This window comes from Amycolatopsis panacis, assembly GCF_003600245.1.
Lineage (GTDB): Bacteria > Actinomycetota > Actinomycetes > Mycobacteriales > Pseudonocardiaceae > Amycolatopsis > Amycolatopsis sulphurea.
Genome location: NZ_QZFV01000103.1, coordinates 1 through 20,822 on the forward strand (window position 1 = coordinate 1; position 20,822 = coordinate 20,822).

The 20,822-nt window shown below is 69.8% G+C and carries 20 protein-coding genes and 1 pseudogene; 10 read left to right on the forward strand and 11 right to left on the reverse strand.

The window, feature by feature from the left end; genetic code table 11:
* Positions 1–202 precede the first annotated feature (202 nt).
* Positions 203–1,153, reverse strand: a complete 951-nt coding sequence (locus D5S19_RS22110) for a LysR family transcriptional regulator (protein ID WP_120025324.1) — start codon at positions 1,151–1,153, stop codon at positions 203–205.
* A 94-nt stretch (positions 1,154–1,247) separates the two neighbouring features.
* On the opposite strand from D5S19_RS22110, the gene ppk2 reads away from it, so the two are divergent.
* Positions 1,248–2,138 (forward strand): polyphosphate kinase 2, encoded by an 891-nt coding sequence (gene ppk2 / locus D5S19_RS22115; RefSeq protein WP_120025325.1) that lies wholly within the window; start codon positions 1,248–1,250, stop codon positions 2,136–2,138.
* A gap of 17 nt (positions 2,139–2,155) precedes the next feature.
* Here the strand turns inward: ppk2 and D5S19_RS22120 are convergent, their stop codons facing one another.
* Positions 2,156–2,923 (reverse strand): AraC family transcriptional regulator, encoded by a 768-nt coding sequence (locus tag D5S19_RS22120; RefSeq protein WP_120025326.1) that lies wholly within the window; start codon positions 2,921–2,923, stop codon positions 2,156–2,158.
* Positions 2,924–3,004: 81 nt separating this feature from the next.
* On the opposite strand from D5S19_RS22120, the gene D5S19_RS22125 reads away from it, so the two are divergent.
* The gene (locus D5S19_RS22125) at positions 3,005–3,766 is read left to right on the forward strand and encodes a sulfite exporter TauE/SafE family protein (RefSeq protein WP_199730628.1); all 762 of its coding nucleotides are present in this window, start codon (positions 3,005–3,007) and stop codon (positions 3,764–3,766) included.
* 100 nt (positions 3,767–3,866) lie between these two features.
* Here the strand turns inward: D5S19_RS22125 and D5S19_RS22130 are convergent, their stop codons facing one another.
* Complete coding sequence (locus D5S19_RS22130) at positions 3,867–4,226, reverse strand: ArsC/Spx/MgsR family protein (protein WP_120025360.1); 360 nt, start codon at positions 4,224–4,226, stop codon at positions 3,867–3,869.
* Positions 4,227–4,336: 110 nt separating this feature from the next.
* Between D5S19_RS22130 and D5S19_RS22135 the strand changes: the two genes are divergently transcribed.
* The 3 genes and pseudogenes from D5S19_RS22135 to D5S19_RS22145 form a co-directional block, all read left to right on the forward strand.
* Positions 4,337–4,870, forward strand: a complete 534-nt coding sequence (locus D5S19_RS22135) for a GNAT family N-acetyltransferase (RefSeq protein ID WP_120025328.1) — start codon at positions 4,337–4,339, stop codon at positions 4,868–4,870.
* Between the two features lie 145 nt (positions 4,871–5,015).
* Positions 5,016–6,593, forward strand: a complete 1,578-nt coding sequence (ligD, locus tag D5S19_RS22140; RefSeq protein WP_120025329.1) for a non-homologous end-joining DNA ligase — start codon at positions 5,016–5,018, stop codon at positions 6,591–6,593.
* 32 nt (positions 6,594–6,625) lie between these two features.
* Positions 6,626–6,964: pseudogene (locus tag D5S19_RS22145) on the forward strand (LLM class flavin-dependent oxidoreductase); the annotation flags it as partial.
* 131 nt (positions 6,965–7,095) lie between these two features.
* Here D5S19_RS22145 and D5S19_RS22150 read toward each other — a convergent pair.
* From D5S19_RS22150 to D5S19_RS22165, 4 genes are read right to left on the reverse strand one after another with little or no spacing between them, the layout of a single operon-like run.
* On the reverse strand, positions 7,096–8,082 hold the full coding sequence (locus D5S19_RS22150; protein ID WP_120025330.1) for a hypothetical protein: 987 nt from the start codon (positions 8,080–8,082) through the stop codon (positions 7,096–7,098).
* Positions 8,079–8,642 carry a hypothetical protein gene (locus D5S19_RS22155; RefSeq protein WP_147397485.1) on the reverse strand — a complete coding sequence of 188 codons (564 nt, stop codon included), beginning with the start codon at positions 8,640–8,642 and terminating at the stop codon, positions 8,079–8,081. The genes D5S19_RS22150 and D5S19_RS22155 overlap by 4 nt, the downstream gene beginning before the upstream one ends.
* Positions 8,643–8,696: 54 nt before the next feature.
* Positions 8,697–8,996, reverse strand: coding sequence for a DUF6204 family protein (locus tag D5S19_RS22160; RefSeq protein WP_199730629.1), 300 nt, complete (start codon positions 8,994–8,996; stop codon positions 8,697–8,699).
* A 1-nt stretch (position 8,997) separates the two neighbouring features.
* A complete protein-coding gene (locus tag D5S19_RS22165; protein WP_120025333.1) occupies positions 8,998–9,633 on the reverse strand; it encodes a TetR/AcrR family transcriptional regulator in 636 nt (211 codons plus the stop codon).
* 155 nt (positions 9,634–9,788) lie between these two features.
* On the opposite strand from D5S19_RS22165, the gene D5S19_RS22170 reads away from it, so the two are divergent.
* Positions 9,789–12,881, forward strand: a complete 3,093-nt coding sequence (locus D5S19_RS22170; protein ID WP_147397486.1) for a BTAD domain-containing putative transcriptional regulator — start codon at positions 9,789–9,791, stop codon at positions 12,879–12,881.
* Here D5S19_RS22170 and D5S19_RS22175 read toward each other — a convergent pair.
* Entirely contained in the window at positions 12,871–13,641 is a 771-nt protein-coding gene (locus D5S19_RS22175; RefSeq protein ID WP_098511042.1) for an ABC transporter permease, read from the reverse strand. The genes D5S19_RS22170 and D5S19_RS22175 overlap by 11 nt on opposite strands.
* A complete protein-coding gene (locus tag D5S19_RS22180) occupies positions 13,634–14,575 on the reverse strand; it encodes an ATP-binding cassette domain-containing protein (RefSeq protein ID WP_120025335.1) in 942 nt (313 codons plus the stop codon). The genes D5S19_RS22175 and D5S19_RS22180 overlap by 8 nt, the downstream gene beginning before the upstream one ends.
* A gap of 142 nt (positions 14,576–14,717) precedes the next feature.
* Between D5S19_RS22180 and D5S19_RS22185 the strand changes: the two genes are divergently transcribed.
* Positions 14,718–16,979, forward strand: coding sequence for a P-loop NTPase fold protein (locus D5S19_RS22185; protein WP_120025336.1), 2,262 nt, complete (start codon positions 14,718–14,720; stop codon positions 16,977–16,979).
* Positions 16,980–16,986: 7 nt separating this feature from the next.
* Here D5S19_RS22185 and D5S19_RS22190 read toward each other — a convergent pair whose 3' ends face one another.
* On the reverse strand, positions 16,987–17,973 hold the full coding sequence (locus D5S19_RS22190) for a glutathione S-transferase family protein (RefSeq protein WP_120025337.1): 987 nt from the start codon (positions 17,971–17,973) through the stop codon (positions 16,987–16,989).
* The gene (locus D5S19_RS22195; protein WP_120025338.1) at positions 17,970–18,446 is read right to left on the reverse strand and encodes a MarR family winged helix-turn-helix transcriptional regulator; all 477 of its coding nucleotides are present in this window, start codon (positions 18,444–18,446) and stop codon (positions 17,970–17,972) included. The genes D5S19_RS22190 and D5S19_RS22195 overlap by 4 nt, the downstream gene beginning before the upstream one ends.
* An 89-nt stretch (positions 18,447–18,535) precedes the next feature.
* Between D5S19_RS22195 and D5S19_RS22200 the strand changes: the two genes are divergently transcribed.
* From D5S19_RS22200 to D5S19_RS22210, 3 genes are all read left to right on the forward strand, one after another.
* The gene (locus tag D5S19_RS22200; RefSeq protein ID WP_120025339.1) at positions 18,536–19,093 is read left to right on the forward strand and encodes a YceI family protein; all 558 of its coding nucleotides are present in this window, start codon (positions 18,536–18,538) and stop codon (positions 19,091–19,093) included.
* 637 nt (positions 19,094–19,730) lie between these two features.
* The gene (locus D5S19_RS22205; RefSeq protein ID WP_120025340.1) at positions 19,731–20,462 is read left to right on the forward strand and encodes a hypothetical protein; all 732 of its coding nucleotides are present in this window, start codon (positions 19,731–19,733) and stop codon (positions 20,460–20,462) included.
* Between the two features lie 6 nt (positions 20,463–20,468).
* Positions 20,469–20,813, forward strand: a complete 345-nt coding sequence (locus tag D5S19_RS22210; protein ID WP_120025341.1) for a hypothetical protein — start codon at positions 20,469–20,471, stop codon at positions 20,811–20,813.
* Positions 20,814–20,822: the final 9 nt, after the last annotated feature.

The window sequence follows — 20,822 nt, forward strand, 5'->3', positions numbered from 1 at the left end:
GACCCTTCACGGACTCTGAGTCTGTGAAGGGTCCCTTCACAGACCCGAAACCGGTCCGGCGCACGCCACGAGGTGGTCGCACACACCTCCGCATCGCCCACTGCCGGGCCCCCGACCAACTTTGCCGACACCCTGGCCGCTGAAGCTGTGAAGGGTCCCTTCACAGCCTGTAGTGGTTTCCAGCGCAGCCGACCGCGGGCACCTACATCCGCACCGACCGGCCGCGGGTGCCCGTCGCCAGCGCCCCCGGACCGCCTTCCAGGTCTTGGAAATCTGTGCGGTCGGCGGCGGACAGCAGCGCGTCCACGGCCGGTGGCAGCGGATCCCGCGCGCGCACCACGAGGCCGATCTCCACCGGGGTGGACGGCGCGGTCAGCGGCACCGCGCGCACGCCCGCCGGGACGCCCAGGGCGTGCAGCCAGGCCAGCGGCACAACCCCGGCGGTGCGCCCGCTCGCGACGTGCGCGAGCACGGTGGCGAAAGAATCCGTCTCCACTTCGGCCACCGGAGCGGTGCCTGCCTCGGCGAAGCAGGCGTCCATCATCCGCCGCCCCCGCATCGTCGGGGTCAGCAGGCACAACGGCAGCGCAGCGGCTTCGGACCAGGTCGCGTACGGGCCGAGCGAGGCTGCGCGATCGGCGCCCACGAGCAGGATGTAGCGCTCCTGGTACAGCGTGCGAACCCGGAATTCGGCCCGCATCTCCGCGTCGAGATAGGTCAGCGCGGCGTCGAGCGAGAAGTCCCGGAGCCGGTCGACGATGGTCACGGAGGTGAGGTCCGAGGCAACGTCCGCAGTGAGCAGCGGATGCACCACGCCGAGCGCCTCGATCAGCCGGGGCGCAGTGACCGCCGCACTGGGCACGGTGCCGATCCGCAACCGCCCGGTCAACCCGGTGCGCATCGCCTCGACCTCGGTCAGCAGCGCATCCCGGTCGGCGAGGATCTGCCCGGCCCAGGCCACCACGCGGTCGCCCTCCGGGGTCAGCCCGTCGAACCGCCTGCCCCGCCGGATCAGCGGGACCGCCAGCTCGTCCTCCAGTTTGCGGATCGCCTCCGACAGCGAGGGCTGGGAGACCCCGCAGTGCTCGGCGGCCCTGGCGAAGTGCCGTTCCCGGGCCAGCGCGACCAGGTATTCCAGCTGGCGGAAGAGCACGACCGCCTCCTTTTCCGTCGGCCCCGCCGATCTTAGGCGGAGCCCGGACGCGCCGGTCATCTGATGTTCAACTTGTCCGCTTAGCCTCGCGCGCATGTTGGAGGACGTGCGCGAATACATCGACCGGCTGGAGATCGATGGCCACACCATCGGTGCCGACCACGACGACGATCCGGTGCTGCTCGACCCGGCCGGCAAGGCGGTGGACACCTGGCGGGAGAACTACCCGTACGACGAGCGGCTCGCGCGCGACGACTACGACGAGACCAAGTACCTGCTGCAGGTGGAACTGCTGAAGCTGCAGAACTGGACCGGCGAAACCGGCGGCCGGCACGTGCTGCTGTTCGAGGGCCGGGACGCGGCGGGCAAGGGCGGCACGATCAAGCGGTTCATGGAGCACCTGAACCCGCGATACGCGCGCACGGTCGCGCTCACCAAGCCGAGCGAGCGCGAGTCGCACCAGTGGTATTTCCAGCGTTACGTCCAGTATCTGCCGACCGCGGGCGAGATGGTGCTGTTCGACCGGTCCTGGTACAACCGGGCGGGCGTGGAGCGGGTGATGGGCTTCTGCGCGCCGGACCAGTACGAGCGGTTCATGCACCAGGCGCCGCTGTTCGAGCAGATGCTGGTGGACAGCGGGATCACGGTGACCAAGTTCTGGTTCTCGGTGACCGGGGCCGAGCAGCGCACCCGGTTCATCATTCGGCAGGTCGACCCGGTGCGGCAGTGGAAACTCTCCCCGATGGACTTGCAGTCGCTGGACAAGTGGGACGACTACACCGCCGCCAAGGAGGCGATGTTCCGCCGCACCGACACCGACTGGGCACCGTGGACCACGATCAAGAGCAACGACAAGAAGCGCGCCCGGATCAACGCCATGCGGTACTTCCTGTCCCGGTTCGACTACCCGGGCAAGGATCACGAGGTCGTCGGCGAACCGGATCCGCTGATCGTCAAGCGCGGTATCGACGCGGTCGGCGACTGAGCGGATCCCGGCGACGCTCAGTCCGGCCCGTGATAGTCCCGCGGAGGCGAGCCGAGCAACCGGGTGAACCTGGTGCTGAACGCGGCCGGGCTCCCGTATCCCAGCCGGGCCGCGACGGTGGCGACGGGGTACCCCGCGGCCAGGAGCGGCAGGGCGTGCAGCACGCAGGCGCGTTCGCGCCAGCGGGCGAAGCTCAGGCCGGTCTCCGTGCGGAACAGGCGATGCAGCGTTCGTTCGCTCAAGTGCAGCTCGCGCGCCCAGCGAGAAGGCGGGTCGTGCACGTCCGGACTGTCCGAAAAGGACTTGCACAGGGCCCGCAGCCCGTCGTCGGCGGGCCACGGCAGTTCGAGCGGCAACGGCACGCACCGGGAGATCTCGTGCAGCAGCAAGGAAATCAGCGTGGCATCCCGGCCGCGGCGGGCGTATTCCACCGGCATCCCGACGGCTTCTCGCACCAGCTCCCGTAGCATCGGTGAGACGTCCACCGCGCGGCAACGCCGGGGGAACCACGGTACGGCCGAGGGTTCCAGGTACAGGCTGCGCGTGGTCACGTTCGTCAGCACGACGCCGTGGTCGGTCTCCGGCGGGATCAGCACCGCGCGCCGGGTGGGGACGGTCCACGTGCCATCGGCCGTTTCGACCTGCATGGAACCGGTGGCGCCGTAGAGAAACTGGGCGCGCCGGTGCCGGTGCCGCGGCAGCACGTGGTTCGGCGGGTAGTCGGTGCTGATCGCCAGCACGGCGCGTGCGACGCCGTCGACCTCGGCGAGCGGAACGTTGCGCATGGGATGGAGTGTCCGTTCCGCGAATGAATCTGGCAAACCTTCGAATGCACGCCGCACCTCGACCGGCCTAGCGTGGGACCGGTGCCGACTCTCGTGCTGGTCCTTTTCGGTTGCCTCAGCGGGGTGACGACGGTGCTGTTCGGGTTCGGTGGCGGATTCGTCACCGTCCCGGTGGTCGCCGCGGTGACCACCGGCGTCGACCCCATGCACATCGCGGTCGCCACGTCCACCGCGGTGATGGTGGTCAATTCGGCGACCGCGACTGTCGTGCAGGCCCGCGCCGGACGGCTGCGGCGGGAGTACCTGTGGCCGCTGGCAGCGTTCATCGCGATGGGCGCCGTGGCGGGTTCGGTGACGGCGGCCGAGACCGGCGACCCGACGTTGCGCGTCCTGTTCGCCACCTATCTCGGCGTGACCATTGTGGACAGTGTGTTGCGTGGCGGTTTCCTTCGCTCCCAAGGAGATCCACGACCACTCAGCCCGATCACGACGACGGCGGGCGGAGCCGGCATCGGCGCCGTGGCGAGCTTCCTCGGCGTCGGCGGCAGTGTGCTGACCGTACCGCTGTTGCGCCGCAAGGGGCTCGCGATGGCGGACGCCACCGCGATGGCCAACCCGCTCAGCCTGCCGGTCGCGGTGATCGGCACGGCGGTGTACGCGAGCGCGGGCAGCGGACCCGTGGGTTACCTCGATCCGCTCGCCGGAGCCGCCCTGCTCGCCGGCTCCCTGCCGACGATCGCGCTCGTCCGCCGGGTCGCGGACAGGCTGCCGGACCGAGTGCACGCGATCGCCTACGTACTACTGCTGGCGACCGCACTGCTCGCAGTCGCACTCGGCAGCTGAACACGAACCGCAGCGATCGCACGGACGGATCACCCACGTGCCACACCTCGCCGTCACGCCTCGCAACCATCGCGCCGTCTCCGCCACGAACCGCGGCGGTTCAGCGCGGCAGCACAGATCGCACGGTCGTTTCGTCGCGGGCGACCACCGTGGTGCCGTCGTCCGCGGTGATGATCGGGCGCTGGATCAGGTCCGGATGCGCGACGAGCGCGGCGAGCCAGCGCGGCCGCTCCTCAGGCGTGCGGGGCCAGGATTTCAGCCCGAGTTCACCGGCTGTTTTCTCACCGGTGCGCGTGATGTCCCACGGTTCGAGGCCGAGCCGTTCGAGCACCGCGGTGAGTTCCGCCTCGGTCGGCGGATCCTCCAGGTACCGGCGCACGGTGTAGTCCGCGCCCGCCTCGTCGAGCAGGGACACGGCCGAACGGCATTTCGAGCACCGCGGGTTCACCCAGATTTCCACGGACTCCACCCTACCCGGGGACCGCCACCGATCCGTCCACTGAGGACCGGAGCGGGCACTGCGTCCCGGATCACTGCCGAAAGGGGCACCTACCGGCGTACCGTTTGTCCATGAGCATGCCGCTGACCACCGACCGCCTCGTGATCCGGGAGTGGTCGGAAGACGACGCCGAAGCCGCGTACCCGATCTACGGCTCGTCCGAAGTCACCCACTGGCTGACCCCGGTGATGGACCAGGTCGCCGACGTCGCCGCCATGCGCTCGGTGCTGCAGGCGTGGCAGGAAGCGCAGCCGAACCTCATCCCGCCGCGCGGGCGATGGGCCGTGGAACAACGGTCCGACGGCCAGGTCGTCGGCGGGCTGGGCATCCGGCTGCTGCCGCCGTACCAGGAAGACCTGGAGCTGAGCTGGCAGCTGCACCCGGACGTCTGGGGCCACGGCTACGCCACCGAAGCCGCCGGCGCGCTGATCGCCTGGGCCTTCGACCAGGACGACACCGACGAGCTTTTCGCCGTCGCTCGCCCCGCCAACACCCGTGCGAAAGCCACCGCCAAACGTCTCGGCATGCAATGGGTCGGCGAAACCACGAAGTACTACGACCTTCGCCTCCAGGTCTACCGCATCCGCCACAGCGACCTCGTCTAACGGTTTTGCGGCGGGCCAAGGGCTGTGAAGGGACCCTTCACGGACTCTGCGGCTGTGAAGGGTCCCTTCACAGCCTTGCCCGGGGCGGCGGGCGAAGCGGGCTTGGGCAGGTCGGGGGTGACGGAGGTCGCATAGACTGCCGGGCATGGACCCGGCGGCGGAGCGGCTCGCGAAGTACCGCGCCATGCGCGACTTCACGAGGACCGACGAGCCCTCCGGCGCCGCCGTCACCGGGGCAGGCAACCGGTTCGTGGTGCAACGCCACCGTGCCCGGCGCAGGCACTACGACCTCCGTCTCGAACTCGGTGGCGTGCTGGTCAGCTGGGCCGTGCCGAAGGGACCGACGCTCGATCCCCAGGCCCGGCGGATGGCCGTGCAGGTGGAAGACCACCCGCTCGAATACGCCGAGTTCGAAGGCGTGATCCCCCGCGGCGAGTACGGCGGCGGCGACGTGATCGTCTGGGACCACGGCACCTGGGAGGCCGTGGACACCGAAGACCCGGAACAGGCGCTGGCGGACGGAAATCTGCACTTCGACCTGTTCGGCGAGAAGCTCGCCGGCCGGTTCGTGCTGATCCACCCGAGCCGGGACGGCGACGGCAGGCAATGGTTCCTCCTGCACAAGCAGGACGAGCACGCCGCGGCGGGCTGGGACGCCGAGGACCACCCGAAGTCGGTGAAAAGCGGCCTCACCAACGACGAGATCGCCGCCGCCCCGCCCGCCCTGTGGCGCAGCGACCTGCCGGCCGCCGAAGCCGAAGTGCCGCTGAAGTTCGCGCCTGCCCCCGAAGAAGAGCTGACCACGCTGCACGAGCTGGGCGCGAACGGCAGCTGGACCGTCGCCGGGCGGACGCTGAAGCTGACCAACCTGGACAAGGTGCTGATCCCGGGCCGGGACGGCGAAAAGCCGATCACCAAACGCGATCTCATCGAGTACTACACCCGGATCGCCCCTGTCATGCTGCCCTACCTGGCCGGCCGCCCGCTGAACACGAACCGGTTCCCCGGCGGGATCGGCAAACCCGGCTTCTGGCACAAGGAGGTCCCCGGCCACGCGCCGGACTGGCTGCACCGTTGGCACCACGAAGCGGCCGAGCCGGACGAGGTGCAGCAGTACCTCGTCCCCTCCGGGGTCGCGGATCTGGCCTGGCTGGCCAATTTCGGCGCGCTGGAGCTGCACGCCTGGACTTCGCGCACCGCTGACGTCGAGCGTCCGACCTGGGTGCTGTTCGACATCGACCCGGGCACCGAGACCTCGTTCGACGACGTGCTCACGCTCGCCCGCCTGCACCGCACGGCGCTGGCGCACCTCGGGCTGACCGGGTTGCCGAAGACCACCGGCCAGCGCGGCATCCAGATCTGGGTGCCGATCGAACCGCGCTACAGCTACGCCGAAACCCGTGGCTGGGCCGAAACCGTGTCGAAGGCGATCGGCCGCACCGTCCCGGATCTGGTGAGCTGGGCCTGGCACAAGGACCGCCGCGACGGCCGGGCCCGGCTCGACTACACGCAGAACGTGCGGAACAAGACCCTGGTGGCGCCCTACAGCGTCCGGCCGCGGCCGGGTGCCCCGGTGTCGGTGCCCCTGAACTGGGACGAACTCGACGATCCGGAGCTGACGCCGGACCGGTGGACGGTGCGGACCGTGCCGGAGCGGGTCGCCCGCGCCGGTGATCCGTTCGCCGCGCTGCTGAACCTGGCGCAACGGCTTCCGCGGCTGTAGAAGCTGGAGCTGCTCCAGGCATACGGTCGGGGCTGCGATTCGGACTCTTCATTCCCCAGGGCTGGCGGCACGATCTCGTCGGCATCGACCCCGCCCGGCACTGGACCACGATGCTCGATCTCGCGCGCTACGCGGACGCGCAGCGCTACGAGTCGATCTGGGTGTTCGACCACTTCCACACCGTCCCGGTGCCCAGCGACGAGGCGTGGAGCCTGATGGCCGCCTACGGCGCCGCGACCAGCCGCGTCCGGCTCGGCCAGATGTGCACCTGCATGGGCTACCGCAACCCGGCGTATCTGGCGAAGGTGGCCGCGACCGTCGACGTGATCTCCGGCGGCCGGGTCGAGATGGGCATCGGCGGCGGCTGGTACGGCAGCCCGAGCGCGGTGGCCAGCCTGCTCAGCAGCACCGCGGTCGGCTGCGCCTCGCTCCGCTGTGAAGGGACCCTTCACAGCTTCTGCGTCCGTGAAGGGTCCCTTCACAGCCCTTTGCCTTGGGGTGGTCAGTCCCCGCCGACGTCGAGTTCTTCGATGCCGTGCTCGATCCGGGCGCGCCAAGCCCACTTCGGCTCGGTCCAGTCGGTGTCCCCGGCGGGCGGCTCGCCCAGCGGTAACGCCTGATCGGTCACGCCGTGGGTGACGCGGTAGGCCAGCGCCGAAGTCGCGGCGCGGATCCAGCGGTCCCCCGCCGTGCCGCTGGGCGGGGCGACACCGAACGCGTGCGTGAACCACACCGGCAGCAGTGCGCTCGAACCGATGGCTCCGGTGATCCGCTCACGCAGCCGGGAGTGCAGTTCCTCCCAGTCACGTTCGGACTTTTCGATCTGCGGCAGGACCCGGGTACGGGTGACCTCGTCCGCGGACAACATCTGGTGTGCCGCTTCGGCATCCTGCACCGCGGCGGGCAGCTGCCGGTCCAGCACGGCACGCCGTCGACTGACCACTTCGGACAGTCGCTCGGCGGCTTCGGCCCGGTCGCGTTCGGTCGCCGCGACCACCCCGAGCGCCGCGATCAAGGCTTCGTCACAGCGTGCCAGCGCTTCCTGGGCCTGCGGCAGCCGAGCCATGTCCTCCTCGTACGGCTTTCGCTGGCTCGGCGTGAGCAGTTGCGCGGTGAGCGCGTGCCGCCGCTCCGCTTCCGCGGCCAGCTTGCGCAACTCCGGCCCCACGTCGTCGAGATCGACCACGGGCACCTTTTCCGACACCCGCACGGCACGCTCCAGGACCAGCAGCCGCTGCCGGAGCCGTTCGAGCTGCCGCGAGGTGTGGTCGAGCCGCGACTCGTGCCGGGCGTGCGTATCGGAGAAGGTCTCGACGGTTTCGCGCAGCTCGGTGAGGTCGCGGGCGGTGCGGGATTCGAGATCCTCGACCGTTTCCTGCATCCCGCCGACGGTGTCGGACAGCGCGAGCAGCTCCGGGTCGTGCTCGCCCTCCGGATCGCCCTCGGCCGTGTAGTAGTCCGTCTCGGGGTAGTACTCGGAATGCGTCACCGGACCTCCTGCACGAGGAACGCCGCGGTCGCCGCGGTGGCGATCGTGGCGAGGATCACCAGCACGGTTTCCGCGGCCCCGCTGGGCACCAGCAGCGCGAGCGTGGTGCACACCGAGGCCAGGACGCCGAGATAAGCGGCACGGAGCCGGCGGCCGACCATCAACGGCGTCGGCCCGACCGGGCCGAACGCGATCCGCAAACCGCCCGCGAGCAACGGCAGCACGAGCAGCAGCCACACCGCACTCAGGACACCGAACAGCATCAACGCGCCACTGACCATGCCCACCGCCACCGGCACGATCGCCAGGTACAGCACCGTCCGCTGGATGCCGGTGCGCTTCGTCTCAAGCCTCGCCAGACGCACCTGCTCGGCGGCAACTTCCGCTTCCTGTTCCGTACGCAGGAGGTCCTCCGCACGTGTGACCAGCACGTCGAGTGCTTTCCTACGTTCAGCGTCCGCGAGCGCAGGCAGCTCGGCCAGGCCCGCACGCAGCTGCCGCCGGAGTGCGGACACCCGCGCCTCGGCATGGTCGCGCTGGTCTTCTGCAGGCGTAGTCACCCGCACACTGTAGGTACGAAGCGCGTCGAACCCGTGGACCGACGCGACCTCCGGCTACCGCTTCTTGCGCCGTACGCGCACTGCGCGCATGTCTGTGACCCCGTAGTCCAAGTCCCGGCACGGCAAACCATGCGCGTGCAACGCCTCCGTGGCACGGGCCTTCGCGGCCTTCTCATCGTCGTCCGCCCGCGCGGGCACCTGGCAGCGGAAGGTGAACGCCGTGACGTTGACGTCGTGCGTGAAAGTGCCTGCCTCGCTGAACATCAGGTCGCCGCCCTTCGCGGCCAGCGCGGCACGCCCTGCTTCATCGAGGTGGTCGAACTTGCCGCGGATAATCACGCGGAACGCGTCCATGTCAGGTTCCTTTTCGTGTCGCATAGGTGAGCACTCGGGCGCCGAGCAGGCCTTCCACCGCATCGAGGAGGTCTTCGGCTGCCTTCGCGATGTCATCCGGCTGCTCGCCGGCGACGGTGCGTTTGCCGATCTCCGCGTACAGCAGGCTGTGCACCCACCCGATCTGCGCCGAAACCAGCCCCGGCACGGGATCCGCTCGATCCGCGCCGGTCTCCTCGAACAGCACCTCGGTCAGCTCGCCGACCATCTGCTCGCCGAGGTCACGCAGCCGCGCGGCGAGCGTCGGCGCGGCCAGCATCATCGGCAGGACCCGGCCGAACCCGGGGGTGAGCCCGATCGTCCGCTCGCGCCGGCGGATCTCGCCACGCAGGTGCGCCAAGACCGCCCCCGCCGCGGAGACCCCCGGCGCCCGCTGCCGCACGATCCCGGCCAGCCTCCCGGCCGAGGCCTCGTCCGGCGGCAGCACCAGGTCCTCCTTGACGCGGAAGTGGTGATAGACGGTGTTGACCGCGACGTCCGCCGCCTCGGCCACCTCGGCGATCGTCACCGCGTCGAACCCCCGCTCGACGAACAGGGCCAGCGCGGCACCGGTGATCCGCTCGACGGTCTCCCGCTTCTTCCGCTCCCGCAGTCCCATGCGGTTGATTGAAGCACACTCTATTTTTGGAGTCGACTCCATTTTCCGGCTGATCACCGAGCGTCAGCATTCGGGCACCCGGCGAGATCGGCCTCCGGTAAGGAATCCGGGAAAACCCCGACGCGGCGGAGGCGGGCGCGCGGCAGAATCGGGTGGTGCGGATCGGCTTGCTGGGACCTCTGGAGGTGCAGACCGACTCGGGCGCCGAGATGACCGTCCCGGGCGCCCGGGTGCGGACGTTGCTGAGCGCGCTCGCGCTGGAGCCCGGGCGGATCGTCACGTCGGGCCGGCTCGTCGACGCGGTGTGGGGCGCACACCCGCCGACCACCGTGAATGCCTTGCACGCCCTCGTCTCCCGGCTGCGGCGAGCGGGAGCGACGCTCGATTCCACGCCCGCGGGCTATCGGCTCCCCGAGGCGACCGTGGACGTTGCGCGCTTCGAGGAGCTGGTCACCACGGCCCGCGCCACCAGCGACGACCGCGTCAAGCTGCGGCTGCTGCGCGAAGCGCTCGATCTGTGGCGCGGACCGGCGCTCGGCGACGTCGCGGACGGCGAGTTCTTCCAGGCCCCGATCGCACGGCTGACCGAACTCCGGCTCACCGCGGCGGAGGAACACGCCGAAGCCGCGCTGCGTCTCGGTCTCGGGGCGGGCCTGACCACGGAGCTGTCCGGGCTTCTGGCCGAGCACCCGCTGCGGGAACGGCTGGCGGCCGCGTTGATGCGTGCCCTGCGAGCGGCCGGGCAGCCGGGCGAGGCGCTGCGGGTGTTCGCCCGGGTCCGGATGGCGCTGGCCGAGGAGCTGGGCGTCGATCCGTCCGCCGAGCTGTCCGAGGTGCACACCTCGCTGCTGCAGGAGGATCCCGCGCCCGGGCCGCGCACGAACCTGCGCGCCGGGCTGACCAGCTTCGTCGGCCGGGACGCGGACGTCGCCGAAGTCGTGAAGCTGGTCGGCGAATACCGGCTCACCACGCTCATCGGGCCGGGCGGGGCCGGAAAGACCCGGCTGTCGACCGAGACCGGACGCCGGCTGCTCAACGAGACCAGCGGCGACGTGTGGTTCGTGGAACTGGCTTCGGTCACCTCCGGTGCGGACGTGGCGCAGGCGTTGCTGTCCGCACTCGAAACACGCGGCCAGGTGCACGTCAGCAGACATGCCGGGGGGACGGTGCGGGAACGGGCGATCGCCGCGTTGCGCGACCGGGAAGCCGTGCTGGTGCTGGACAATTGCGAACACCTGCTCGATCCGGCCGCGGAGCTTGCCGAGCAGCTGCTCGGCGAATGTCCCCGGCTGCGGATCCTGGCCACCAGCCGCGAAGCGCTCGCGGTGACCGGCGAAGCGCTGTGGCCGGTGGAACCGCTCACCCTGCCGAACGAGCGCGCGGGCGTTCCGGAGGCGATGGCCTGTGCGTCGGTGCGGCTGTTCGCCGACCGTGCCGCCGCGGTACGGCCGGGTTTCGCCATCAACGAGTCCACTGTGGACGATGTGGTCCGGATCTGCCGGGCGCTCGACGGTATGCCGCTGGCGGTGGAGCTGGCCGCGGCACGGCTGCGTGCGCTGACCGTGGCCCAGCTCGCCGCCCGGCTCGACGACCGGTTCCGGCTGCTCACCGCGGGCAGCCGGACCGCGCTGGCCCGGCACCGGACCTTGCGTGCGGTCGTCGACTGGAGCTGGGATCTGCTGACGCCGGGCGAACGGCGGCTCCTGCGCCGGCTGGCGGTGTTCTCCGGCGGCGCGACCGCCGAGGCCGCCGAAGCGGTCTGCCCCGGAGGCGCCGACCTGCTCGTCTCGCTGGTCGACAAATCGCTGCTGACCTCCTCCGCCGACGCCGAACCGCGGTACCGGATGCTGGAGACGATCAAGGCCTACGGGCTGGCACGGCTGGCCGAAGCGGGCGAACGCGAGTCCGTCCGGCAGGCGCACGCGGAGTGGTTCGCGCAGCTGGCCGAGCGCGCCGACGAGCACCTGCGCCGGGCCGAACAGCTCGGCTGGCTGGCCCGGCTCAACGCCGAGCACGGGAACCTGATGGCCGCCGTCCGGGGCGCTCTGACCGCAGGCGACGCGCCGATGGCCGTCCGGCTGGTCGTCCGCTGCTCGTGGTTCTGGCTGCTGACCGGCCACAAGACCGAGGGCATGGAACTGATCGCGGCCGCGCTGGCGGTACCCGGCGAAGTCGACCCCGGCGAACAAGCCACCGCGTGCGCGATGTACGCCTTGCTGATGACCGCCGGGCTGGCCGACGACAGCACCGCCGACGAATGGGTCAGCCGAGCGCTGGAGCTGGCCGGTGATCGGGCCGGGCGGCATCCGATCCTGCGGTTCATGGTCCCGTTGCACCAGTTGCTGCGCAGCGGCCGGGACGGGTGTCCCCCGCAACTGTCCGCTTTGGACGATCTGATCGCCGACCCGGATCCGTGGCTGCGCGCGCACGCGCTGCTGAACCGGTCCCGGTTGCAAGTGAACGTCAACCGGGACGTGGCCGCGGCGGAGGCGGACATCCGCGAATCGGTGCGGCTGTTCCGCCACAGCGGCGAGCGCTGGGGGACTTCGCTGGCGTTGAGCGAGTACGCCGAACTCGTCGCACGGCGCGGTGCGCTCGCGGAAGGCGCTGCGCTGTATCAGGAATCGGTCGACGCCGTACGCGAGCTGGGCGCAATGGAAGACGCCATCTGGGCGTACGGCCGAAAAGCCCAGCTGCTGATGCGCTTGGGCGACGATGCCGGCGCCGCCGCCGCGATCGCCGCGGCCGACCGTGAATCCGCGACGGTGACCTTCCCCGACGCGTTGGCGAGCGTGGCGCACGCGAAGGGCGATCTGGCACGCTGGCAAGGCGATCCTGTGGCTGCCCGGCTGAGCCTGAAACAGGCCGCGGCCCTGCTCGAACACACCACGATTCACCCGGTTTTCCGCGTGATGCTGGCACATTCCCACGCATACCTGGACGCTACCGCCGGTGATCTGGCCACCGCGCGGGTCCGCCGGTGCGAGGCGCTGGAGCTGGCCGTCCAGGTGGGCGACGTGGTCTACCTGGCCCACACCGTCGTGGGGATCGCGGACCACGCGCTGCGTCTCGGCCGCGTGAACGACGCCGCCCTTCTGCTCCGCGCCGCCGAGCAGCTTCGCGGCGGCCCGGACCACGCTTCCCCCGACGTCGCCGCAGTCGCAGCAGCGGTCCGGGCCGCCGGCGTGCACCCGCCAGCCGGAGACCCGGACCCGATCGCGTTGGCTCGCGACGTGCTCAGCGAATGAGGTTCCGCTCGAACAACCGGCGCGCCCACAGGTAGCCACCCAGGCTGAGCACCGCGCACCAACCCAGCGCCAGCACCAGGTTCGAGCCCACCGGAGTCCCCCGCAGCAGTGCCCGCGCCGTTTCCATCACCGGGGTGAACGGCTGGTACTGGGCGAACCACCGCAGGCCCGCGGGCATCGAATCGGTCGGCACGAATCCGCTGCCGAGGAACGGCAGCAGGATCAGCGGCATCGGGAGATTGCTCGCCCCCTCAACGCTCTTGGTCACCATGCCGAGCGCCACTGTCAGCCAAGTCAGCGCGAACGCGAGTAGAAGGAGCATGCCGAGCGCTCCCAACCATTGCAGCAGGTTCGCCGACGGACGGAAGCCGATCGCGACCGCGAGCCCCAGCGTCACGCCGACGCACAGCATCGCCTGGCAACAGCTGCTCACCACATGCCCGGTGAGCACCGCCCCGCGGCTGATCGCCATGGTGCGGAAGCGGGCCATGATGCCCTGGGTCATGTCCATCGCCACGGACACCGCCGTCCCCTGCACCGCACCGGCGATCGCCATCAGCAGCACGCCGGGGGTCACGTAGTCAATGTAGGTCGCGCGACCGCCGGAACCGCCGCCGATGCCGGCGCCCAGCGTGCCGCCGAAGACGTAGACGAACAACAGCAGGAAGATCACCGGCATCGCGACCAGCATCACGGTCATCGACGGGTATCGCAGCAGGTGCTTGAGGTTGCGGCGCACCATGATCATCGAGTCACGCATCTGCGGCCACGCTCCGTTCGGTCAGGGCCAGGAAGACGTCGTCGAGATCAGGCAGATGCACGGACAGCTCGCCGACCTCGACCGACGCCGCGTCGAGGCGGTCCAGCAGCGTCCGCAGCGAGTGGACGCCGCCGTCGCTCGGGATCTGGAGGGTGAGCGCGTCGTCGTCCCGAACGGCTCCGTCGAACAGGCGGGCCCCCGCGTCCAGCGAGACGGGATCGGCGAACCGCAGCTGCACGTGCCCGCCCGGGATGAGCCGCTTCAGCTCGTCCGCGGTCCCCTCGGCGACCAGCCTGCCGTGATCGAGCACGGCGATCCGGTCGGCGAGTTGGTCGGCTTCCTCCAGGTATTGCGTGGTGAGGAAGACGGTGACGCCGCCGGCCACCAGGTCCCGGATGATCGACCACATGGTCCGCCGGCTGCGCGGGTCGAGCCCCGTGGTCGGCTCGTCGAGGAAGATGATCCGCGGCACGCCGACCAGGCTCATCGCCAGATCGAGCCGTCGCCGCATCCCGCCGGAGTAGGTACTGGCCAGCCGCCCGGCAGCGTCGGCGAGGTCGAACCGCGTGAGCAGCCCGGCGACCCGCGTGCGGCCCTCGGCGCGGCCGAGATGGTGCAGATCGGCCATCAGCCGCAGGTTCTCTTCGCCGGTGAGCAGATCGTCGACCGCCGAGAACTGCCCGGTGACGCCGATCGCGGCACGTACCTCGTCCGGCTCCCGTCGCACGTCGTGCCCGGCCACCCGCACCTCGCCACCGTCCGGGGCGAGCAGGGTGGAGAGGATGTGGACCGTCGTGGTCTTGCCCGCGCCGTTGGGACCGAGCAACGCGAAGACGGTACCGGGCTGGACGTCCAGATCGATGCCGTCGAGCACGGTGTTGTCGCCGTAGGCCTTGCGCAGCCCCGTGACGCTGATAGCCGAAGTGGTGGACACGGATCCCCCTTTCGTTCGTGATGACGGCAGCGTGCGCGCACGGGCTGACAGGGGTGGTGTTCGCGCTGACACCGCGCTGACACGGGCGCCGAGTTGTCCTGAACCGATCACCCCGGCACCGGCCTTGTGGGATCATCCGCCGGTGGCCGGTGAGTGGAGTGACCCGCGCTCGTTCGACGAGGAGTCGCTGAACGACTTCGACTTGTGGACCACTCGGGCCGCGCTGGAATCGCTGGTGGACGAAGCACTGGGCGACGCGCTCATCCGCCGCGGGCTCCGCCGTGAGGACCTGTCCCCGGAGGACGCACGCGAAGCCTTGCAGGCGAACGAATCCCTGCTCGCGAAACTCCGGATGCTGCAGGACCAGGTCGCCGCCGAAGGCAGCGCGGCATTCCGTCCGCGCACCCGGCCGGCGAACCTCGGCGAAGTGGGCTGGCTGATCCTCCCAGTCTTGTTCGCCGTCGGCTATCTGACGATGCTGGTGCTGGCCTGGCAAGCAATGCCGCTGTTCCTGAAGATCTTCACGACGCTGGCCCTGCCCGGCGGCGTGGCCGCGGTCTTTGCCCGGGTATCCAGGCGGGTTTCCGCACTGAGCGCACGGTTCACCACCGGCACGGTCGAGTTCGGTGAGGAACAGCTCGGGCTCGGCCACCGCCGCGAATTCGCGTTGCAGGAGATCGTGCTCCCGGAGATCCGGAACTACGTCGTAGCGCACCGCCGTCTGCACTACGGCACCAAGCTGGTCTTCGGCGAGCAGCGCGACCTCTACGAGGAGGAGAGCGACCGCATCGTGCCCACGCCGGCGGCGAAGCGGCTGCGGCGCATCCTCGACCGCGCCGGCTCCGGGGCGGTCGCGCTCGGCGGGCAACGCGGGTCCGGCAAGACGACCGCGATCCATTCCCTGCGGCGCGGCCTGATCCACGGCACGGAGAACCCGGCGCCGCTGGTGGTCGTCGCCTCGGCCCCGGCCAACTACGACGCCCGCGACTTCGTGCTGCACCTGCACGGCTTGCTGTGCCGGACGGTGCTGGACCGGCTTCGCGAAGACCTGCCGTTCATCGCGGACTGGCGTACCTGGCTGCGACGCGGCGTACGCCGGCTGGCCGGCCTCATCGCCTCCGCCGCAGCGGCCTGGGGGCTCGGCGGATGGCTGTGGGACGGCCCGTTCCTCCACTTCCCCGCCGAGCTGTGGCACCTGCTGCGACAGGTGCATTTCCCGGACCTCATTGATCCTTTGTGGACAGTCCAGCCGACCGGAAACCGGATCGCGCTGGTCGTGCTCGCCCTGCTCACCCTCTACCAGACAGGGAGACTGCTGGCCCTGCCCATCGACGCGCTGACCGCCGCCGTGCGGCGCAAACGCAACGCGGGCCTGCACGAACTGCACGCCGACGCGCACCGGCAACTCGATCGGATCCGGTACCTGCAGACGCACACCAGCGGCTGGTCCGGGAAGCTGCTCTTCCCGGCCGGCGCCGACTTCGGCCGTACCCGCTCGACACAGCGTGCCGAGCAACAGCTGACCCATCCCGAAGTGGTGGCGGAATTCCGGGCGTTCGCCGAGCAGGCCGCCGAACAGCTGCGCGAGGGCGGGATCACCGAACGGGTCGTGGTGGCGATCGACGAGCTGGACAAGATCGGCGAACAGGACAAAGCCCAGCAACTGATCAACGACATCAAGGGAATCTTCGGCGTACCCGGCTGCCTCTACCTCGTCGCGGTGTCCGACGACGCGGTGCTCAGCCTGGAACAACGCGGCCTCGCCGTGCGGGACGCCCTGGACAGCGCGTTCTCCGAACTCGTACGGCTGGAACCGTTCACCCTCGACGAGAGCAGGCTGTGGATCACCCAGCGGCTGCCCGGCGTCCCCGAGCAGTTCTGCCACCTCGGCCACTGCCTGTCCGGCGGACTCCCCCGTGACCTCCGCCGCACCACGATCGACATGGTGGACGTGACCGCCGAGCGGTACCAGCCCTCGCTGTCGGCCGTCACCGCGCTGCTGATCCGGGAAGAGCTGAAGGCGAAGGCGAACGCGTTCATCGGACAGGCCCGGGTCCTGAAGCAGACCACCGAACTCGCCGAACTGTGGACGAACCTGTTACGCATCCCGGAAACGCACGAGTCGGTCGAATTGGCCGCACTCGCCGCGGAACTGCACGAAGGCGCCACCAACGACATCGGCGACCCGGTGAACCTGCTCCGCCACCACAGCAGCGCTTTCGTGTTCTTCTGCGCGACGGTGCTGGAGCTGTTCACCGACGCGCTGACCGAAGACCGTCTCACGCCTTCCCTGCATCAGCTGGCGATCGCCCGCCGCCACCTCGCGCTCGACCCGCACCTCGCATGGTCGACCCTGACCGACTTCCGCAAGGCACACGACGTGGGCCTGCCCGGCGAATCCTGACCCGCGGCTACCCCACCGATGGCACCCGCTCGTTGTCCGGCGGCGGACCGGGCGGCGTGCCGTCGCCGAACGGACGGCCGCCCAGGTCCTCGCGGCCGTGCGGGGTGAGCCAGCCGGACAGGTCCGGCCCGAGCGGCACGACCCCGCTCGGGTTCAGCGTCCGGTGCACCACGTAGTAGTGCTTCTTGATCTGGGCGAAGTCGATGGTGTCGCCGAACCCGGGCGTCTGGAACAGATCACGGGCGTACGCCCACAGCACCGGCATCTCCGTGAGCTTCTGCCGATTGCATTTGAAGTGCCCGTGATAGACCGCGTCGAACCGGACCAGCGTGGTGAACAGGCGGATGTCGGCCTCGGTGATCGTGTCGCCCACCAGATAACGCTGTCCGGCCAGCCGCTGGGACAACCAATCCAGCCTGCCGAACACATCGCGGTACGCATGTTCGTACGCGGCCTGCGAACCGGCGAACCCGGCCCGGTAGACGCCGTTGTTCACGTCGCGGAAGACCTTCTCCGCCACGTCGTCGATCTCCGCCCGCAACGGCTCCGGGTACAGCTCGGGCGCGCCGGCACGGTGGTGAGCGCGCCATTCAAGGGACAAATCGAGGGTGATCTGCCGGAAATCGTTGGTCACCACCTTGCCGCTGGGCACGTCCACGATCGCGGGCACGGTGACCCCGCGCGGGTAGTGCGGATCACGGGCGAAGAACGCCTGCTGCAGCCGTTCGATGCCGAGCACCGGGTCCCGCCCGCCCGGGTCCAGGTCGAAGGTCCAGCTGCGCTCGTCGTGCGTCGGACCGCACATGCCCATCGACAGCACGTCCTCCAGCCCGAGCAGCCGCCGGACGATCGCCGCGCGGTTGGCCCAAGGGCAGGCGCGGGCGATCACCAGCCGGTAGCGGCCGGGCTCCAGCGGCCAGCCGTCGCGGCCGTCGGCGGTGATCCGGTCGGGAAGGTAGTGCATGTCCCGCGTGAAGGTGCCCTGCTCGGTCATGTCTCCGGCTTCCGTGACGGTGGCTCCAACGCCGCGGCGAGCCGTTCGAGGATCGGGCCTGCGGCGCGGACCTCCTCGGGCGACAGATGGTCGAACAGGTGCGTCCGCACCCGCTCCAGGTGCCCGGGATAGGCGGCACGCAGCGTCGCGCATCCTTCGTCGGTCAGGGTGGCGTGCGCGGCCCGCCGGTCCTGCGGGCACTTGACCTTGCGGACCAGGCCACGGCGTTCGAGGCTCTCCACCACCCGGCTGATCCGGCTCAGCGACAGCGCGGTGGCCGAGGCCAGGTCGGTCAGCCGCAGCCGCCACTCGGGCGATTCGGACAACGAGACCAGCACCGTGTAGTCGGTCATCGAGATGCCGTGGTCCTGGACGAACTGGTCCTCCAGCGTGCGCGGCAGCACCGTGATGATCCGGGTCAGCGGGCGCCAGAGGGCTTGTTCCGCGCCGGTCAGCGGGGGTCTGTTCTGCACACCGGGCAGTCTATCCGACGCTTGCCCGCGCAATCAGTTATAGTGTTGGTTGAACACTCAATCATCTCGCGACCCGGAGGACTCCAGCCATGACCACCGCCCCGGCCTACACCGAACTGACCGGCGAATACACCATCGACGGCGCGCACAGCCGAATCGGCTTCGTCGCCCGCCACGCCATGGTGACCAAGGTCCGCGGCTCGTTCAACGAGTTCGAGGGCAGCTTCGCCGTGGACGGCGCGAACCCGGCCCTCTCCAGCGCCCGGATCACCATCCAGGCGAAGAGCATCGACACCCGCAACGCGGACCGCGACGGCCACCTGCGCACCAACGACTTCCTGGCCGCGGAGGAGTTCCCGACCATTACCTTCGTCTCCACCGGCATCACGCAGACCGGAGAGAGCAGCTTCGACGTGACCGGCGACCTGACCATCAAGGGCGTCACCAAGTCGCTGACCATCCCGTTCGAGTTCGGCGGCGCGGCGAAGGACCCGTTCGGCAACGACCGGGTCGGCTTCGAAGGCGCGACCTCGATCAACCGCAGCGACTACGGCGTCACCTTCAACGCCCCGCTGGAGGCCGGCGGCGTGCTGGTCTCGGACAAGATCACCCTCGAATTCGAGGTCTCCGCGATCAGGAACGCCTGACCCCGGCCGCGACTGAAGAACGCGGGTCCGCCGCCGGACCGGCCGGCTTCCTCGAAATCGTCGTCGTCCACCGCCGCCCGGCGGGGACGGCGGCGTGGCGGCTCGGATGCCGATGTTTCCTGGGCGGCCCGCACCGTGCGGACGGTGCAGGCCCTGGTCAGGGTTCCGGCAAAGTCGGTATAGAGGTCCGTGAAGGGACCCTTCACGGACTCTGAGTCCGTGAAGGGTCCCTTCACAGACCCGAAACCGGTCCGGCGCACGCCACGAGGTGGTCGCACACACCTCCGCATCGCCCACCGCCGGGTCCCCGACCAACTTTGCCGACACCCTGAGGTCCTGGTCGCCGCGGGCGGGTGGGCTGATCCCGGAATCCATGGCCCTACCCGAAACAGATCGAACCGGCCCTCCGGGGCCACCACTACGCGAAATCCGGCGACCCGACAGACTTGACGAAAAATGGCCAAAGGCCGATAATTCCCTGCTGAACGGCCATTTTCGCCGGTACCCGACTGCGGCGATCGGCCTGTAGCCAAATGCCGACTGCGACTCCAATCGGGTGTTTCACCACCGCGCACAGTGCCCGTTTCACTCCGCGCTGCTACGGTTTCCGGGAATCGACGCAGGGGAGGCGTTAGCCGTGCAGAAAAACGTCCGGAGTCAACCGCCGACCGGACTCATTCCCGAGTTCGACCTCGCCGGCCTGAACATTCCGGACGAAGCCACTGCTCGCCGCCGGCTTCGCGAACTCACCCGGCACAACGGCGCGATTCTGACGCCGGCGGAGACCTACCCCGCCGAGGACGCCAGCGCAGCGATCCGGCTCACCGTCGACCGCCAGGCGCATCTCACGCAGGTCGAAGTGGCCCTGGACTGGGCGCGCAGAATCCCGCCCGAGCGCTTCGCGGCCACGGTGTTCCGCACCTACTCGACCGCCCTGCAACGCGCAGCGCTGCTCGAAGCGCAACGTCCCCGCCCGGCCGGGCCGCCGGAACCGGCAAGGGAAAACAGCCCGGACTGGAGTTCGCTGACACTCGAACAGGCGCTGGAAAGAGCCCAGTACGAAATCGAGAAGCGCGCCGACCGGATGGACGAAGTCCGAAGGTCGGCCGCCCCGGTTCGCCCGGCCGGGGAACGCGGATTCACCAGCCCGCAAGGAAGCCTTCACCTGCGCTCCCGGGGCGGCGTGGCGACCGCGATGACCGGGGTCCCCGAACGGATCCGGCAGCTTTCCGCCGCGCAGCTGTCCTGCGAAATCGCCGCACTGTTCGAGATGTCCGGCCCGGGTTTTCCCGACGGCGGCAACGACCCTTCCGAGGGAACACCGGAATCCGATGACGACTATTTCACCGGCTTCCGGGTCGACGGGTGATTCGCGATGGCCGGATATCGGGTGGTCACCGAGGCGCTTCGCGAGGAAGCCAAGTGGTGGAAACTCCGCGCGGATCACGTGCACGAGATCGCGAATGCCGTGCAGGGCACGACCCTGGCCACTTCCGCGTTCTTCACCGGTGATCCGGTCACGCTGGCCCTGTCCGCGGTGAGCGCGGCACCGGAGAGCGCCGCCTACGAGGAGTTCCGGGCCTGGGTGGAGTCGACGCTGCGGCAAGGCACCGAGCAATTCCACGAGCTGGCCACGGTGCTGGAGAAGATCGCCCGGAAGTACGAAGAGGCCGAAGCGGTGGCCGAGATCGACCTCCGCAAGGCCTACGAGAAGAAGTAGTCGAGGGGA

Bases quoted from the DNA above. Each gene is read 5' to 3' on its own strand.
- D5S19_RS22200 (WP_120025339.1), top strand. From the start codon at position 18,536: ATGACCACCGCCCCGGCCTACACCGAACTGACCGGCGAATACACCATC.
- ligD (WP_120025329.1), top strand. From the start codon at position 5,016: ATGGACCCGGCGGCGGAGCGGCTCGCGAAGTACCGCGCCATGCGCGAC.
- D5S19_RS22175 (WP_098511042.1), bottom strand. From the start codon at position 13,641: ATGCGTGACTCGATGATCATGGTGCGCCGCAACCTCAAGCACCTGCTG.
- D5S19_RS22165 (WP_120025333.1), bottom strand. From the start codon at position 9,633: ATGGGACTGCGGGAGCGGAAGAAGCGGGAGACCGTCGAGCGGATCACC.
- D5S19_RS22135 (WP_120025328.1), top strand. From the start codon at position 4,337: ATGAGCATGCCGCTGACCACCGACCGCCTCGTGATCCGGGAGTGGTCG.
- D5S19_RS22160 (WP_199730629.1), bottom strand. From the start codon at position 8,996: ATGGACGCGTTCCGCGTGATTATCCGCGGCAAGTTCGACCACCTCGAT.
- ppk2 (WP_120025325.1), top strand. From the start codon at position 1,248: ATGTTGGAGGACGTGCGCGAATACATCGACCGGCTGGAGATCGATGGC.
- D5S19_RS22210 (WP_120025341.1), top strand. From the start codon at position 20,469: ATGGCCGGATATCGGGTGGTCACCGAGGCGCTTCGCGAGGAAGCCAAG.
- D5S19_RS22120 (WP_120025326.1), bottom strand. From the start codon at position 2,923: ATGCGCAACGTTCCGCTCGCCGAGGTCGACGGCGTCGCACGCGCCGTG.
- D5S19_RS22190 (WP_120025337.1), bottom strand. From the start codon at position 17,973: ATGACCGAGCAGGGCACCTTCACGCGGGACATGCACTACCTTCCCGAC.